Raw genomic sequence first — 14,082 nt, forward strand, 5'->3', positions numbered from 1 at the left:
CGATCCGCCTCATGCGCCCGCCCACCGGCCTTGCCGTGCGATGCCGACGAAGTCAAAGCACGCGGCGAATAGCTATCATATTCACGGCGTTTCGGTCGGCGCTTCCTTGGGCACGGTCACCGCTTCCTTGGTCGTCATCGCGACGGCGGGCGGCCCTTTCTGGATCGCCGCGGCCAGCTTGCCGACCGGCGCGCAGTCGCCCTTGCACAGGGCCTGCGCCTGCGCGAGCACATCCTTCGCCTTGGCGATCGCCCCTTTTTCCACCATCGCTTCGCCCTGCCCGGCCAGTGCGGCGACGTCGGTGGGATCGAGCAGCAGCGCTTCCTTGTAGAGGCGGATCGCCTTGCCCTGCAGCCCCTGCGCGCGCGCGACCTCCGCCAGTTCGATGAAGGCGGCGCGGTTGCGCGGATCGATCGCCAGCGCGCTTTCCAGCGCATCGGTCGCGCCTTCCAGATTGCCGGCCTTGTGCGCGGCCTCGCCCGCCTTCTGCCATTCGATCGACTGCGGGCTGATCTGGCTGTCCGGCTTCTGGCTCAGCCCGACGCTCGACACGGTGGTCAGGACGACGGCGAGCGCGATCGAGGCGGGGGTAAAACGCATTAATGTCTCCAGCCATGTTTCAGGCGTTGATTTCGGCCCATAGCCCACGCCCCAAGTGTCGCGATTTTGCGGGCGCTTGTCCATGGCCTGTTTCACGCCTCCCGGCGCAGCCGCGCAAAGAAGAAGCCGTCGCTGCCGTCATGCCCCGGCGTCAGCAGCAACCCGGCGCCATGCGCCCGGCCGACGGGCAGGGCGATCGGTTCCGCCGTCCATCCGGCATGGCGCGCCAGAAAGGCATCGACCTGGCCGCGCCCTTCCCGCTCGGTCAGTGCGCAGGTGGCATAGACCAGCGCCCCGCCCGGCGCCAGCAACGACGCTGCGAAATCGAGGATGCGGGCCTGTTCCGCGACCAGCCGGTCCAGCCGTGGCTGCGTCAGCCGCCAGCGCGCCTCCGGGTTGCGCCGCCAGGTGCCGGTACCCGAACAGGGCGCATCGACCAGTACGACGTCCACCTGTCCGTTCAGGCTCTCCAGCCCGCGCGCCTCATGGCTCTGGTCCAGCAGCAGCGTCTCGATGAAGGTCGCCCCCGCCCGCGCCGCGCGCGGTTCCAGCCGCGCCAGCCGTGACCGGATCGTATCGGCGGCGATCAAATTACCCCGCCCGCCCATCGCTGCCGCCAGCGCCAGCGTCTTGCCGCCGGCCCCCGCACATAGATCGATCACCGTCATGCCCGGTTGCACGGCACACGCTGCCGCGATCCACTGACTGCCGGCGTCCTGCACCTCGACCAGCCCATCCTTCCATGCCGCCTGCTGCTCGACCGGAAAGCCTTCGGGCAGGCGCAGTCCGTCGGGCAGGCCAGCGATCGGCGTCGCGTCGGGCAGCAAAGGCGCGACATCCGGCGGCGTCGCTTTCAGCCGGTTCACGCGCACATCCACCGGCGCACGGCCTAGCAGCGCGTCCTGTTCCACCTTGTCCGCCAGCAACGGTTGCAGCCAGCGCGGCACCGCACCGGCTTCCGCGCCCATCTCGCCCGGCTCTATCGGCAGCGGCGCATGGGTCGATCCGTCGAACAGCGCAGCGACCTCCGGCCGCTCCAGCGCCAGCCCGATCATCGCCTCGCGTCCCGTCTCCGGCCGCTCGGCCGCCCGGCGGATGGCATCATAGACATGGTCGCGCACCGCCCGCCGATCCCGCGACCCGGCATAGCGCCGTTCCTTGAAATAGCGCGCGATCAGCGTATCGGCCGCCGGCCCGCCATCGCGCGCGGATGCGATGATGGCGTCGAGCAGATCAATCGCGGCCTGAATTCTGGCGGAGGGGGTCATGCCATTCTTCCCCCCTCCCTTTCAAGGGAGGGGACGTGGGTGGGTGCGCCGCGCAAGCGGCGCTTGCAACCTTGAGGCGGTTGAAGCTCGCTACGCTCGCCACCCACCCCTAGCCCCTCCCTTAAAAGGGAGGGGGATTAAGAAAGTACCTACCGCGTCGGATAATTGGGCGCTTCCCGCGTAATCGTCACGTCATGGACATGGCTTTCCGACAGGCCCGCATTGGTGATCTGCACGAAACGCGCGCGTTCCTGCAAATCCTTGATCGTGGCGCTGCCGGTATAGCCCATCGCCGCCTTCACGCCGCCGACCAGCTGGTGGATGACATCCTTGGCCGGGCCCTTGAACGGCACCTGGCCCTCAATGCCTTCGGGCACCAGTTTCATCTGGTCCTTGATATCCGCCTGGAAATAACGATCAGCGGACCCGCGCGCCATCGCGCCGACGCTGCCCATGCCGCGATAGCTCTTGTAGGCGCGGCCCTGATAGAGGAACGTTTCGCCCGGCGCCTCGGCGGTGCCCGCCAGCAGCGACCCGACCATGACGCACCCCGCGCCCGCCGCCAGCGCCTTGGCCAGATCGCCCGACGTGCGCAGCCCGCCATCGGCGATCACCGGCACGCCCTGCTTGGCGGCTTCCTCGGCCGAATCCATCACGGCCGTCAGTTGCGGCACGCCCACGCCCGCGACCACGCGCGTGGTGCAAATCGATCCCGGCCCGATGCCGACCTTCACGCAATCCGCGCCCGCGCCGATCAGCGCCTTGGTCGCTTCGGCGGTGGCGACGTTACCCGCGACCACCTGCACATGGTTGGACAGCTTTTTTACCGCTTCGACGGCAGCGGACACCTGCTTGCTATGGCCATGGGCGGTGTCGATGACGATCAGGTCGCATTCCGCGTCGATCAGCGCACGGCTGCGCTCCAGCCCCTTGTCGCCCACCGTCGTCGCGGCGGCGACGCGCAGGCGGCCAGTGCCGTCCTTGGTCGCCTGCGGATAGGTGACCGCCTTCTCGATATCCTTGACGGTGATGAGGCCGACGCAATGATAGCCCTCGTCCACCACCAGCAGCTTTTCGATCCGGCGCTGGTGCAACAGGCGCTGCGCCTCTTCCTGCCCCACGCCGACCTTTACCGTGGCCAAATTATCCTTGGTCATCAGTTCGCTGACCGGCTGCTTGGGATTTTCCGCGAAGCGCGTGTCGCGATGCGTCAGGATGCCGACCAGCTTGCCGCTCTGTTCTACGACCGGAATGCCGCTGATCCTGTGCCGTTGCATCAGCATCTGCGCATCGGCCAAGGTCGCGGTCGGCAGGATGGTGATCGGGTTGACGACCATGCCGCTTTCGAACCGCTTGACCGCACGCACCGCGTCGGCCTGTTCCTCGACGGTCATGTTCCGGTGCAGCACGCCGATGCCGCCCAGTTGCGCCATGACGATCGCCATGTCCGCCTCGGTCACCGTGTCCATCGCCGACGACAGGATCGGGATGTTCAGCTTGATCTCGCGCGTGACATAGGTCGACGTGTCCGCCTGGCTGGGCAGCACATCGGATTCGCCGGGCTGCAACAGCACGTCGTCAAAGGTGAGACCGAGGCGGATATCCATGGAAAAAGCCACTTTCTGCTGCGGAACCGACGCCGAAAAAGGCAGCGCTTCCGGGGGATTTGTGGCGGCCCATGTAACCACTATGGGCGCGGACGGCCAGACCCCTTGGGGGATTTTATTGCGGGGAAAAGGGCGAACCGTGATGAGCCTCGCAAGATGTCAGCTGTGGGTGGATAGTGGACTGGCGGCGTCTTATGCCCCGCCCGCTAGGCGGGAGGAGGAACAATCGGCTTCTTGTCGCCTGCGGACACTGAACCGCCCAACAAAAAAGGGCGCAACCACCGACTGCGCCCTCATTATAACATCGCTGCGATCAGCCCTTACGCCCCTGCAGGACTCGCCTCGCCGAACGGGCCCTTGCGCTTGCGGATGCGCGGGATGGAGGAGCCCGCCGCCGGGATCACCGACGGCTTGATCGTCGTGCCGTCGTCGCGGGTGATCTCGCCCTTTTCCAGCAGCGCCCGGATTTCCTCGCCGCTCAGCGTCTCATATTCCAGCATCGCGTTGGCGAGCAGGTGCAACTGGTCCTCATGGCCCTTGAGCAGTTCCTGCGCGCGGGCATAGCCCTGTTCCACCAGCCCGCGGATTTCCGCGTCGATCAGCTTGGCGGTCTCGTCGGACATATGGACGCGCTGGCTCTGCGAATAGCCCAGGAAGGTCTCGCCCTGCTGCTCTTCATATTGCAGCGGCCCCAGCTTGTCGGACATGCCCCATTGGGTGACCATGTCGCGCGCCAGCTTGGTGGCGTACTGGATGTCGCCCGACGCCCCGCTCGACACCTTGTCGTAACCGAAGATGATCTCCTCGGCGACGCGTCCGCCCATGGCGACGGCCATGTTCGCGTGCATCTTGTCGCGATGATAGCTGTAGCTGTCCCGCTCCGGCAGGCGCATCACCATGCCCAGCGCGCGGCCGCGCGGGATGATCGTCGCCTTGTGGATCGGGTCGGACGCGGCTTCGTGGACCGACACGATGGCATGGCCGGCCTCATGATAGGCGGTCATCTTCTTCTCATCGTCGGTCATGACCATGGAACGGCGCTCCGCACCCATCATGACCTTGTCCTTGGCGGATTCGAATTCGTCCATCGCGACCAGCCGCTTGCCCCGCCGCGCCGCGGTCAGCGCCGCTTCGTTGACGAGATTGGCGAGGTCCGCGCCGGAGAAGCCCGGCGTGCCGCGCGCAATGACGCGGGGATCGACGTCGGGCGCCAGCGGAACCTTCTTCATATGGACCGCCAGAATCTTCTCGCGCCCGTCGATGTCGGGACGAGGCACCACGACCTGCCGATCGAAACGGCCGGGCCGCAGCAGCGCAGGGTCCAGCACGTCGGGGCGGTTGGTCGCCGCGACGATGATGATGCCCTCATTGGCTTCGAAGCCGTCCATCTCGACCAGCAACTGGTTCAGCGTCTGCTCGCGCTCGTCATTGCCATTGCCCAGGCCCGCGCCACGATGACGGCCGACCGCGTCGATTTCATCGATGAAGACGATGCAGGGCGCATTCTTCTTGGCCTGTTCGAACATGTCGCGCACACGGCTCGCGCCGACGCCCACGAACATCTCGACAAAGTCGGAGCCCGAAATGGTGAAGAAGGGCACACCCGCCTCCCCCGCGATCGCGCGGGCCAGCAGCGTCTTGCCAGTGCCGGGCGAACCGACCAGCAGCGCGCCCTTGGGAATCTTGCCACCCAGACGCGCGAACTTGGTCGGGTCTTTCAGGAACTCGACGATTTCCTGAAGCTCTTCGCGCGCCTCATCGATGCCGGCGACGTCGTCAAACGTCACCTTGCCATGCTTTTCGGTCAGCAGTTTGGCCTTGGACTTGCCAAAGCCCATCGCGCCGCCCGCGCCGCCGCCCTTCTGCATCTGGCGCAGCACGAAGAAGGCGATGCCCAGGATCAGCAGGAACGGCAGCGACTGGTAGATGAGGATCTGCCAGAAGCTGGGCTGGTCCTGCGCCTGGCCCGAATATTTGACGCCATTATCGTCCAGCAGGCTGGTCAGGCCCGGATCGGCGACGGGAATGGTGGTGAACTTCTGTCCGCCCGACAATGTACCGCTGATCTTGTCCGGTGCGATGGCGACGTCCTTGACCTGGCCTTCCTGCACCTTGGACCGGAATTCCGAATAGGCGATGCCGGTCCCCGCGCTGGACGCGGTCCGGCTGTCGAACAGCGACACGAACATCAGCAGGGCGACGATCACGCCCGCCCAAATCATGGCGCTCTTGATCCAGGGGTTGCCCTGCGGGTCTTTCTCGTCGTTCATCATCACTCGCTTTCACCGGCCAAGATAGGGCGCGCCGGCAAAAGCGCAAGCGCACGCAGTCCCGTCCCGACCGCTATTTCACGCGCCGCGCGCCAGGGTTCAGGCGACGCCCAGCAGCGTCAGCGCGACATAGGCCAGCGCCAGCGCCACCCCGCCCGACAGCCCGCACAACAGATAGCCGACATAGAGCAGCAACGGCGAATGCGGCCGCCCGCGCTTGCGATTACGCTGCGCCGCCGAAAGAATGACACTGGCCAACAGGCCATAGGTCAGTGCCGCAAATTCCACCATGCGCCAGATTCCCCGCTATAAAGGCCGCAGGATAGCCATGGCGGCCGTTAAAGAAAGGTCATTGCACCGCATCAAATCGGCGAAGCGTGGGGCTTGCGCGACAATCCGTGGAACCTTTCCGTAACGATTATTGCGGCGTGCGCCGCGGCGGCGCAGGATGCAGCGTCCATTGCGTCCCACCCTTTAATAGCCAGTCGCCCATACTCGCCTGCCCGCCGGCCATTGCGGCCGCCATGGCGCGATCCAGGCTGTCGCCGCGCGGCGGCTGCGCCTCGCCCCGCTCCAGCATGAGCAGCAAGAGCCGCCGCAAATATTCGCGCGGCAGGTCGGTGCGTTCCAGCTGCCACCCCGCCCCGTCGGCGCGCACATGCTCTGCGGCCAATGCCGCCACGCTCCACCCGATCGCCATGTCCGCCTCCGCCAGCGCCGCCGCGCTGCGCGCCGCCGCCTCGACATCCAGCCAGGGCGCCTGGCTCAGCGCCGTCCGCAGCGCCGCCCGGTCGAAGCGCGGATCGGCATTGGACGGATCATGGACATGGGGCAGGCCCTCCCCGTCGGCCAGCGCCTGCAACGTCGCCTTGCGCACCCCCAGCAGCGGGCGGATCACCCGGCCCGCACCCGATGCCGATCGCGCGCGCACCCCGGCCAGTCCGCCGACGCCCGACCCGCGGTTAAGGCGCATCAGCATCGTTTCCAGTTGGTCGTCGGCATGATGGGCGGTCATGACCCAGTCGATCCCTTGCCCGGCCCGCCATGCCTCGATCAACCGATAGCGCAGCGCCCGCGCCCAGGCCTGAACATTGCCCGCCACCGGCCGGTCGGGCGTCAACGTCGCATGGGCGATACCCCGATCCGCGCACCAGCGCGCGACCATCGCCGCTTCATCTGCCGATTCTGCGCGCAGTTGATGATCGACCGTTACCGCCGCCACGCGATCCGGAAAGGCGCGCACGGCCAGCCACAGCAAAGCCATGCTGTCCGGCCCGCCCGACACCGCCACGCCGAAACGCGCCGCCCGGTCGTCCCCGACCAGCGCACGCGTCGCCGCGTCCAGCCGCGCTACCAGCGCGGTCGCATCGCTGCTTAGCTGCACTTCGCCTTGGCGCGGCCTGCAGTCATCATGCCGCGCAGGGTGGAAGAGAGGCTGCCGCCATAGACCTGCTCCAGCTCCTGATAGACCTTGCACGCATCGGCCGGCTTCTTGAGCTGGATCAGCGCATCGCCCAGATAGGCGAGGCTGTCCGCCGCACGGTCGCCGCGCGGGCGCTTCTGGTAATTTTCATAGAAGGCGACCGACGCGAGCGCCGGCTTGCCATCGTCCAGATAGGCGCGGCCAAGCAGGTTCTGCGCCTTGCTGGCGACCGGGCTGGCGCCATATTTCTCGACCGTCGCCTTTAGCTGGCCCTGCGCCTCGGGATAGAATTTGGCGTCCCACAGACGATAGCCATAATTATAGGCGTCGCTGGCGGCATCGCCGGTGTCGGGCCGCTCCACCGCCGCGACGGCGGCCTTGCGTGCGTCGCTCGCGACCGGCGGCGCAACAGCAGGGGCCGGCTTGGCGGCGGCGGGCCGTGGCTGGGCCGCGATCGGCGCGGCCTCTGCCGGTACGGACGCGGACGGCCGGGGCGTGGACACGGCGACGGGCGCCGGCTCGGCCATGCGCGCGTCATTCTCCGCCTTATATTTGTTGAACGCCTCCTCCAGCTGGCGGAGCTTGTAGCTATTCTCCTCCACCTGGCCCGTGATAGAGGCGAGCTGCGATTCCAGCGCGCCGACCCGCGCGGTCAGGTCGGCGATCGGGGTGGACGCGGGCGATCCGGGCGCGATCGTGGGCGTGGCCGGGCGGCTGATCTCCGCCTCGATCGGGGTACCGGCCGGAAACACCTTGCGCTGCACCGCGCGCATTTCCTTTTCCAGCCGGTCGACCCGCACCTCCACCGGCGCGTTCTGCGCAGCGGCGGGCTGGACCATGACAGGCATGGCAACGGCCAGCAAAGCCGCCGTTGTCGCAAGAAGGGCGTTACGCATGATGATCCCCGACTGATATTCCTAGCTTAACCATAAGGCGATATTTCGCGCGGTAAAGCGCGACGTCGCCTGTCCGCCCGACCACCCCCGTCAGGGTTGCGGTGCAGCGGTCCCGTCGCCGACGGGTGCAACCGGCGCGGGCGTCGGAACGGCTGGGCTGCTCGCCTCGCTCCGCCCGGTTCCGCCCTGCCCCGCGCCTGTCCGGCGTGGCGCCGGACGGGCCGGCGCCACGGCCGGGCCGGCCACGGGCGCAGCGCCGCGCGCCAGCAGCGCTTCGGCGCTGACCGGCACGTCCGCGATGGTGCGATCGGCCGCGCCGAGCGGCGCGATCGGCTTGCCCCCTACGGTCACGCTCAGCGCCTGGGGGCGTCCGGTCAGGATCATCGGTCCCTTGGCGGCCGGCGGCAGCGTGAAGCTCTCGCCCTTCTTGAGCAAGCCGTCCTTCAACCGCTCGCCCGCCTCGTCATAGATGCGCAGCCACACGTCGTCGACGGCGGTGAACACCACCGGCTGGGCGGCGGGCGCGACCGGCGCGACGCCGGGGGTACGTTCAGCCGCGGGCTGGGCCTGCTCCTGCGCGATTTCCTCGCCGGTCGGCGGCGTCATCAACTGGGTCCGCCAGATGGTATAGCCCGCGATCAGCACGATCACGATCGCCAGCACCACCCATGCCAGCCGCCGCGGCGGAACCCGTGCGGGATCGACCGGCTCGAACGCCTCGTACCGCGCGCCCATGTCGCTATTATGCACGCCATGGCGCACCTCGGCCGCGATCGCCACCTCGTCCAGATCGACCGCGCGAGCATAGGCGCGAGCGAAACCGACGGCATAGGGGATGCCCGGCAGGGCCGCATAATCGTCGCGCTCGACCGCTTCAAGCTGGCGCTGGGCGATGCGCGTGCGGGTCGCGACGTCCTGGATCGAAAGACCCTGCGCCTCCCGCGCAGCACGTAGCTTGGCGCCGGGGGTCGAAGGCTGCGCTTCCGGTGCGCTTTCCGCCCCGGTTTCGAGTTCTGGTTCGTCTACCATGCTGCTCCGCGACCTGTGATGGCCGGCCTTGTCTCATTGCGGGACGGGCGTTGTCAACGCCGCGTCCGCCCATTCAGTTCAGTTCGATGTTCCGTTCGACCGCCCATTGCGTCAGTCGCCCGCGAATGTCGATGACCCCGGCGTCCAGCAACTCGCGCATCAGCACGCGCAATTCCTCCGCATCGATCGCGCGGATCATCGCCTTCACCGGCCCGACCGACGCAGGGGTGATCGACAGCCGTCGCACCCCCAGCCCGATCAGCGCCAGCGCCTCCAGCGTGCGCCCGCCCATTTCGCCGCACACGCCGACCGGCACCTGATAGTCGTGGCATGTCCGCACCACCCGGTCCAGGAAGCGCAGGATCGCGATGCTCAGCCAGTCGTAGCGCTCGGCCAGCTTGGGGTGCGCCCGGTCGGCCGCGAACAGGAACTGGGTCAGGTCGTTGGTGCCGATCGACAGGAAATCCAGCTTGGGCAGCAGGATATCCAGCACCTCGGCCAGCGCCGGCACCTCCAGCATCGCGCCATAGCGCACCGCGATCGGCAGCTTCTTCTTCTGCCCCTGCAGCCATTCACGCTGATGCTCGACCAGCGCGCGCGCCTCTTCATATTCCCATGGTTCCGACACCATCGGGAACATGACGTGCAGCACCTTGCCCGCACTCGCCTCCAGCAACGCGCGCGCCTGCGCCTTCATCAGGGCGTCTCGATCCAGCGCCAGCCGCAGCGCGCGCCAGCCCATCGCCGGATTATCCTCATGCTCGTCATCGTCGCGCTGCATATAGGGCAGCGCCTTGTCCCCGCCGATATCGACGGTGCGGAAGATGACGGGCCTGTCTCCCGCCGCGTCCAGCACGTCCTTGTAGAGCCGCTGCTGCTTCTCGCGCTGCGGTAGCGTGGCCGACACCAGGAACTGGAATTCGGTGCGGAACAGGCCGATCCCGTCCGCGCCCACCATGTCCAGCGCCTGCGCATCCTCGCGCAACCCGGCATTGACCATCAGCTCGACCCGCTGCCCGTCCGCCGTCACCGACGGCAGGTCGCGCATGGCGACGAACTCGGCGCGGCGCTTCTGCGTGACGTGCAGCTTGCTTTCGAACGCCTCCTCCATGTCGGCGGTCGGGCGAATCAGCAGCGTGTTGGCCCCGACGTCCATCAGGATCAGGTCGCCTTCATTCACCAGATGGCGGATGTCGCGCACCCGGCCCAGCACCGGCACGCCCATGGCGCGCGCGACGATGGTGACATGCGCGGTCAGCGACCCTTCCTCCAGGATCACGCCCTTCAGCCGCCGGCGGTCATATTCCAGCAGCTCCGCCGGCCCCAGATTGCGCGCGATCAGGATCGCGTCCTGCCGCAGCCCCATCTGCGCCGCCGTACCCAACTGCCCCGAAACGATCCGCAGCAGGCGGTTGGCCAGATCCTCCAGATCGTGCATCCGGTCGGACAGCAGCGGATCGTCGATCTGCCGCATCCGCATCCGGGTGCGCTGCTGCACCCGCTCGATCGCCGCCTCGGCGGTCAGGCCGCTGTCGATCGCCTCGTTGATGCGCCGCGTCCAGCCCTCGTCATAGGCGAACATCTTGTAGGTTTCGAGCACCTCCTGATGCTCGCCCTCCATGCCGAACTCGGCCGCGCCGGTCATCCGGTCGATCTGCTCGCGCATCTTGGTGAAGGCGGAAATCACGCGCTGCCGCTCCGCCTCGGTATCCTCCGCGACGGTATGTTCGATATGGACGCGCGGCTGGTGAAAGACGACATGGCCGCGCGCCATGCCCATCACCAGTTGCAACCCGTGCAACATGGTCGTGCCGGTGTCTGTCACCCGCTGGTCGGCCGGGCCGTCATCGGCCAGTTCGGCGTTCGCGATCAGCTCCGACATCACCATGGCCACGGTCTGGAGCGCCTCGATCTCCACCTCTTCATATTTGCGCGGATCGGCATGTTGCACGCACAGGACGCCGATCGCGCGCTCGCGCCGTACGATCGGCACGCCTGCGAAACTATGGAACAGTTCTTCGCCGGTTTCGGGACGATAGGAGAAATCGGGATGCGACGCCGCCTCGTCCAGGTTCAGCGTCTCGACATTGGTGGCGATCAGGCCGACCAGGCCCTCGCCCATCGCCATGCGGGTGACATGGACCGCCTCCTGCTTCAGGCCGCGGGTCGCGAACAGCTCCAGCACGCCCTCGCGCACCAGATAGATGGAGCAGACCTCGCTCGACAGCGACTCGCCGATAATCTCCACGACCTTGTTCAGCTTGGTCTGCGCGCTGTTGCGCGCAGCCATCACCTCCTGCAGGCGGACGAGAATCTGTCGGGCGGCGGCGGCGGGTGTGCTGGGCATGATAGCAGCGCTAACAGATTGAAGCCCCGCTTTCCAAGGCGTTTCCTATGATCGCCGCGCCAATATTGTTGAGCAGACCTTATTTGCATGGCGGAAACATTCTGTACAATCGTCCAGCAAGCTGGAAGCCCGTTACGGGCGTGCAGGGAGGAACAGGGATCATGGCGACGCAACTCGAACCGGCAATGGAACAGGATCTGATCGATCGCGGCTATTCGCGCCGCCAGTTGGCGAAGGTCGCCGCCCTGCTCGGCGCGGGGGCCGCCGCGATCCGCGTGACCGGCGCGGGCGCGCAGCAGGCGGCCAAGGCGGTGGCCGGAGCCGTGCGCATCGGCGCCAATGAATGCTGGACCGGCCCTTTCCCGGTGGCCGCGCAGGCCGCCTTCAAGCTGGTGCAGGAAGGCAATCGCTACGAGCCGGACAATGAACATCAGAAATTGTTCGACGCCGTCGCCGCGGTGGAGGGCATTCCCGCCGACCGCGTCACCGCCTGGCCCGGCTCGTCCGACCCGCTGAGCCGCGTCGCCGTCGCCTATGCCTCGCCCACGCGCGGCATCGTCACCGCCGACCCCACCTATGAAGCGATCTGGCGCACCGGCGACTGGCTCGGCGCCAAGGTGACGAAAGTGCCGCTGACCAAGGATTACGCCCATGACGTGAAGGCAATGCTGGCGGCCGATCCCAATGCGGGCGTCTATTATATCTGCTCGCCTAACAACCCGACCGGCACCATCACGCCGATCGCCGACATCGAATGGCTGGCGAACAACAAGCCCAAGGATGCGATCCTCGTCGTCGACGAAGCCTATATCCACTGGGTCGATGGCCCCAATGCCGCCAAGCTCGCCGCCACGCGCGACGACGTGCTGATCCTGCGGACCTTCTCGAAGCTGTTCGGCATGGCGGGGATGCGCCTCGGCCTCACCTTCGCCAGCCCCGCGCTGATGGAAAAGATGATGCGCTATGATGGCGGCCAGGTGACCGGCATGTTGCCGATGACCGCCGTCGCCTGCGGTACCGCCTCGGTCGGTGAGGCCGCCCTCATCAAGGCTCGCCGCGCCGAAATGGTCGCCGCCCGCGAAAAGTCGGTCAGCCATTTGAAGGCCAAGGGGATCAAGGTCATCCCCGGCAGCCAGGCGAACATGTTCATGATCGACTGGGGCAAGAAGACCGCCAAGGAGATGCAGGCCGCCCTGCTCGCCGCCAATGTGCAGATTGGTCGCAACTGGCCGATCTGGCCCACCGTGTCGCGCGTGTCGGTCGGCTCGATGGAGGAAATGGAAGCGTTCAACGCCGCGGTCGACAAGGTCTGGAAGGCATAGTCGCAGCAGACCCGAAAAACGCATAAAAATTACGAAATCTCAGGGCGGCGCATTGTGGAAATGCGCCGCCCTTTCGTTTCCCCCCATGAGATTTGAAACCGAAATCACACGGGGACGGACGACATGACCATGATGCTGACCAAAGACGCCAAGGATGACATGATCGAGCGCGGCTATTCGCGCCGCCAGTTGGGTGAGGTTGCCGCGCTGCTCGGTGCCGGCGTCGCCGCCAGTTCGCTGCTGGGCGGCAGCGCCATGGCGCAGCAGCAGGCCGCGCGCGGCGTCAAGGGCGCAGTACGCATCGGCTCCAACGAATGCTGGACCGGGCCCTTCCCCTCGGGCGTTCAGGCCGCCGCCGAAGCCGCCTCGTTCGGCAACTGGTACGACCCCGACAATTATAAGGGCGACCTCATCAAGACCGTCGCCGGCGTCGAAGGTATTCCCGAAGCGCAGGTCATGCCCTGGCCCGGTTCGGGCGGTCCGCTGGTCAGCATCGTCGCGGCCTATTGCTCGCCGACCAAGGGCCTGGTCACCGCCGACCCGACCTTCGAATCCGCCTGGCGCACCGCCGATTACATGAAGGCGCCCATCGCCAAGGCACCCCAAGCGATCGGCAAGGGTCATGACGTCAAGGCGATGCTGGCCGCCAATCCGAACGCGGGCCTCTATTATATCTGCACGCCCAACAACCCGACCGGCACCATCACCCCGCTGGCCGACATCAAGTGGCTGCTGGACAACAAGCCGGCCGATGCCATGCTGCTGGTCGACGAAGCTTATATCCACTTCTCCGAAGCCCCCAGCGCCGCTTCGCTGATCGGTACCCGCAAGGACATCATCGTCATGCGGACCTTCTCGAAGCTGTTCGGCATGGCCGGCGTGCGCCTTGGCCTGACCTTCGCCGATCCCGAAGTGCAGAAGCGCATTTCGCTGTTCGGTCCCTCGGCCGGCGGCCTGGCGATCACCGCCATGCACTGCGGCAATGCGGTCTACAAGGAAGCCGCCCTCATCAAGGCGCGCCGCAACGAAATGATCGCCAACCGCGACGAGACGATCGCATGGCTGACCAAGAAGGGCATCGAGGTACAGCCCGGCAGTCAGGCGAACATGTTCATGGTCGATTGGAAGAAGCCCGCCAAGGAGATGCAGGCCGCGCTGATCGCCTCCCCTGAAAAGGTGCAGATCGGCCGCAGCTGGCCGATCTGGCCCAACGTCTCGCGCGTGACCGTCGGTTCCGCCGACGACATGGCCAAGTTCCGCGCCGCCGTGGACAAGGTCTACAAGGCCTAAAGGGCTGAGCCTCCCATCGGCACGCAGAAA

At 66.7% G+C, this 14,082-nt stretch carries 11 protein-coding genes; 2 read left to right on the forward strand and 9 right to left on the reverse strand.

Translation table 11 applies throughout. The annotated features are described in order from the left end of the window. Window positions 1-81: 81 nt before the first annotated feature. From K9B33_RS05260 to ptsP, 9 genes are all read right to left on the reverse strand, one after another. The gene (locus tag K9B33_RS05260) at window positions 82-600 is read right to left on the reverse strand and encodes a tetratricopeptide repeat protein (protein ID WP_224547203.1); all 519 of its coding nucleotides are present in this window, start codon (window positions 598-600) and stop codon (window positions 82-84) included. Window positions 601-692: 92 nt separating this feature from the next. Beyond that, complete coding sequence (locus K9B33_RS05265; RefSeq protein WP_224547204.1) at window positions 693-1,868, reverse strand: RsmB/NOP family class I SAM-dependent RNA methyltransferase; 1,176 nt, start codon at window positions 1,866-1,868, stop codon at window positions 693-695. A gap of 149 nt (window positions 1,869-2,017) precedes the next feature. Further along, window positions 2,018-3,475 carry an IMP dehydrogenase gene (guaB, locus tag K9B33_RS05270; RefSeq protein ID WP_224547205.1) on the reverse strand — a complete coding sequence of 486 codons (1,458 nt, stop codon included), beginning with the start codon at window positions 3,473-3,475 and terminating at the stop codon, window positions 2,018-2,020. A 320-nt stretch (window positions 3,476-3,795) separates the two neighbouring features. After that, window positions 3,796-5,745, reverse strand: coding sequence for an ATP-dependent zinc metalloprotease FtsH (ftsH, locus tag K9B33_RS05275; RefSeq protein WP_224547417.1), 1,950 nt, complete (start codon window positions 5,743-5,745; stop codon window positions 3,796-3,798). A 99-nt stretch (window positions 5,746-5,844) separates the two neighbouring features. Then, window positions 5,845-6,036: a hypothetical protein gene (locus K9B33_RS05280; RefSeq protein WP_224547206.1), complete on the reverse strand. Its 192-nt coding sequence runs from the start codon at window positions 6,034-6,036 to the stop codon at window positions 5,845-5,847. A 127-nt stretch (window positions 6,037-6,163) separates the two neighbouring features. Continuing rightward, window positions 6,164-7,129 (reverse strand): tRNA lysidine(34) synthetase TilS, encoded by a 966-nt coding sequence (tilS, locus tag K9B33_RS05285; protein WP_224547207.1) that lies wholly within the window; start codon window positions 7,127-7,129, stop codon window positions 6,164-6,166. Continuing rightward, on the reverse strand, window positions 7,120-8,064 hold the full coding sequence (locus K9B33_RS05290) for a hypothetical protein (protein WP_224547208.1): 945 nt from the start codon (window positions 8,062-8,064) through the stop codon (window positions 7,120-7,122). The genes tilS and K9B33_RS05290 overlap by 10 nt, the downstream gene beginning before the upstream one ends. 90 nt (window positions 8,065-8,154) lie before the next feature. Continuing rightward, on the reverse strand, window positions 8,155-9,093 hold the full coding sequence (locus K9B33_RS05295; protein WP_224547209.1) for a helix-turn-helix domain-containing protein: 939 nt from the start codon (window positions 9,091-9,093) through the stop codon (window positions 8,155-8,157). Between the two features lie 73 nt (window positions 9,094-9,166). Next, window positions 9,167-11,440: a phosphoenolpyruvate--protein phosphotransferase gene (ptsP, locus tag K9B33_RS05300; RefSeq protein WP_224547211.1), complete on the reverse strand. Its 2,274-nt coding sequence runs from the start codon at window positions 11,438-11,440 to the stop codon at window positions 9,167-9,169. Window positions 11,441-11,601: 161 nt separating this feature from the next. Between ptsP and K9B33_RS05305 the strand changes: the two genes are divergently transcribed. Both K9B33_RS05305 and K9B33_RS05310 read left to right on the forward strand, forming a co-directional pair. Continuing rightward, complete coding sequence (locus tag K9B33_RS05305; protein WP_224547212.1) at window positions 11,602-12,762, forward strand: pyridoxal phosphate-dependent aminotransferase; 1,161 nt, start codon at window positions 11,602-11,604, stop codon at window positions 12,760-12,762. Window positions 12,763-12,885: 123 nt separating this feature from the next. After that, complete coding sequence (locus K9B33_RS05310; RefSeq protein ID WP_224547213.1) at window positions 12,886-14,052, forward strand: pyridoxal phosphate-dependent aminotransferase; 1,167 nt, start codon at window positions 12,886-12,888, stop codon at window positions 14,050-14,052. Window positions 14,053-14,082: the final 30 nt, after the last annotated feature.

It is taken from the genome of Sphingobium sp. 3R8 (genome assembly GCF_020166615.1).
Classification (GTDB): Bacteria; Pseudomonadota; Alphaproteobacteria; order Sphingomonadales; family Sphingomonadaceae; genus Sphingobium; species Sphingobium bisphenolicum.

Coding starts and splice junctions, on each gene's coding strand:
- K9B33_RS05260 (WP_224547203.1), bottom strand. CDS start 600: ATGCGTTTTACCCCCGCCTCGATCGCGCTCGCCGTCGTCCTGACCACC.
- K9B33_RS05265 (WP_224547204.1), bottom strand. CDS start 1,868: ATGACCCCCTCCGCCAGAATTCAGGCCGCGATTGATCTGCTCGACGCC.
- guaB (WP_224547205.1), bottom strand. CDS start 3,475: ATGGATATCCGCCTCGGTCTCACCTTTGACGACGTGCTGTTGCAGCCC.
- ftsH (WP_224547417.1), bottom strand. CDS start 5,745: ATGAACGACGAGAAAGACCCGCAGGGCAACCCCTGGATCAAGAGCGCC.
- K9B33_RS05280 (WP_224547206.1), bottom strand. CDS start 6,036: ATGGTGGAATTTGCGGCACTGACCTATGGCCTGTTGGCCAGTGTCATT.
- K9B33_RS05290 (WP_224547208.1), bottom strand. CDS start 8,064: ATGCGTAACGCCCTTCTTGCGACAACGGCGGCTTTGCTGGCCGTTGCC.
- K9B33_RS05295 (WP_224547209.1), bottom strand. CDS start 9,093: ATGGTAGACGAACCAGAACTCGAAACCGGGGCGGAAAGCGCACCGGAA.
- ptsP (WP_224547211.1), bottom strand. CDS start 11,440: ATGCCCAGCACACCCGCCGCCGCCGCCCGACAGATTCTCGTCCGCCTG.
- K9B33_RS05305 (WP_224547212.1), top strand. CDS start 11,602: ATGGCGACGCAACTCGAACCGGCAATGGAACAGGATCTGATCGATCGC.
- K9B33_RS05310 (WP_224547213.1), top strand. CDS start 12,886: ATGACCATGATGCTGACCAAAGACGCCAAGGATGACATGATCGAGCGC.